Origin of the sequence: Actinomyces sp. ICM58, assembly GCF_000283035.1 — a bacterium.
In the GTDB taxonomy this organism is placed as follows: domain Bacteria; phylum Actinomycetota; class Actinomycetes; order Actinomycetales; family Actinomycetaceae; genus Pauljensenia.
Genome location: NZ_ALIY01000207.1, coordinates 1 through 2,174, shown reverse-complemented (window position 1 = coordinate 2,174; position 2,174 = coordinate 1). Strand labels below are relative to the sequence as shown.

Here is a 2,174-nt window from a genome sequence, read left to right as displayed (position 1 = left end):
GGGCAGCTGGGAAGGTGACCCGATCATCGGCCAAGACGGGGCCAGCGCAAGCATCGAGCCTGGTTGAGCACACGACCTGCTTCCTGATCATCGCGGCCTTGCCCCTGGGTCGGAAAGCCGATCAGATCCGTCGCACTCACACGCCGCATCCAGGGCCTGCCCACAGGAACCCCCATCGCCAGCCACCAACCCTACCTCGACGCCATCGCCTACAAGCCAGGCAACTGCCCCCAGAGCCCCCTCGACTACCCCACCCCTACCCAAGCATTCAACGAACTCATTGCTACCACCCATTGACACCGCCCGATGTACTTCTTATCGACAATGTGTATACTGAAAAACCATAAATCATCCGCACGCCAGCGATTGGGGAACATCATGAGGAAAAGCCGGAGAGTTCTGGCTACGGGTGCTGGTTTGGCGCTACTCGCTGCAGGTACCCTCACAATCTTTGTGCCTCGCAGCGCACAAGCCGATCCCGAGCCCTTCACCCTCTCACAATACGTCTCGTCGACAAGCACGACTGTGTGCAATGCCACCCCTGTGATCACAACCTATCACGGTACCGTCATTGTGGACATTCCGGTCACGACGCTTCTGGCAGGCCACGAGGCCGAAATCCGCGCTGCGGCTGCACAGGGACTCTCCCCTCATGACTCCGGCAGCAATAACAACCCCGATATCACACTGACCGTGAGTGCCCCTGATGCGGTCACGTTGGGGACGTCTCGCGCGAAATCTACCTCATCACTGCTCGCCTACACCTCGTTCTCCCCCAACGATGACAGCACACGGGTCACTGCGAACATCCAGCTCAAGGATCTGAGTTGGCAGCAGCTGCTCGATATCTACGATGCAGAAAAAGCCAACCCCGGCCAGCACACGATCAAGGTCCAGGTCCCCTATGCCGTTGGCACCACTGACCCCACGGAAGCTACTCGACTGGCCAGCGAACAGGTTACCGTGACAGGTACGTTCAATTTCTTCGAATCTCCGACCACCCCCGCCCAGGTCTTTGACTTCGACAGGAAGACCCTGACGCTGGCGGAGTCGCCTACCGACTGCTTCGCGTCCGCACCGACCAGGACAACGCGCTGGGTTGATGAAGAGGACGGCCACAACTTGCAGCCCCCGAAGACCGGGCCGAACTTCTTCCAGCCCGCAGGAATTCCCGACTACGAATTCTCCACTTGGGAGTTGTCGGCGGATCGCTTGACGGGTATTTACAAGTACAAGAATGTTTTCGGCTCCCTTCCGGTCAACGGTGATGACCCGATAATCGGTACCGATTTTAAGATCGGTATCGATGAGAATCCCCCAACTCAGAAGGAAGAGATCCACGCCGAGAGTAAGAACTCGCTTCTGACCATCGAGAACGTCGTTCACCTGGACGACCTTCGCGGCGGACGCATTGCGGATCTCCTCCAGAAATACGACGAGACTCCCAACGCTTTCGACGATTTTGGCCTGAGGAATGCTCACTTGGGCTTCACAACGCAGATCACTCTTCCTACGCAGCTGAAGTTCTCTGACCCCTCGGCCATCTCGGTAACCGGGCTTCCCCAGGGCTTCTCAGCGACGACAGTGGCAGTTAACGGACAGAGAGCAACGGTTACCGTTGACGTCGATACCCCCGGTCAGATCACCACCATCGAAGACCTCAAGGACGCGATGGCTGCGCTTCACGGCGAAGCGGTGATCACCATTAAGAAGATTGCCTTCACTGAATCCGCAACTGCCGATACGGATTACCAGATCGATCACCTCACGCAGGGAATCATCTCGGTTGTTGTCGACAAACAACTCGGTGCCGTGGTCAGGCCTGGGTGGCCTTCACCCGCATGCCCTCCGACTATGGGCGACGACGACACTGTCGAACCGGCCGTTCCTCGTTCTGTTGTTGGAACACTTTTCGATCCCCCGTCGCCCGCATGTCCCCCGTCGGGCATCCCTCTGAGCGCCGGGTGGAGGATATCCGTGTTCGGCCCTTCTGCCGGGTGGGATGAAGCTCCGCTCATGAAGCACCCCCTGAAGTACACGACCAGCGAGTCGCATCCCTACGTGACACGACTGTCCTTCAAGCCGGGTCCGACGCCGACACCGACACCGACGCCGACACCGACACCGACCACGGTAACGCCATCGGTTCCGCCCACTCCTGCAACGCAGCCCGC

General features: G+C 58.9%; 1 protein-coding gene and 1 pseudogene. Both read left to right on the top strand.

From position 1 onward, the window contains the following. Positions 1 to 297: pseudogene (locus HMPREF1138_RS11630) on the top strand (IS30 family transposase); the annotation flags it as partial. A gap of 246 nt (positions 298 to 543) precedes the next feature. Further along, a partial coding sequence (locus HMPREF1138_RS09250; protein ID WP_238318638.1) for a cell wall protein occupies positions 544 to 2,174 on the top strand: 1,631 nt, incomplete at its 3' end.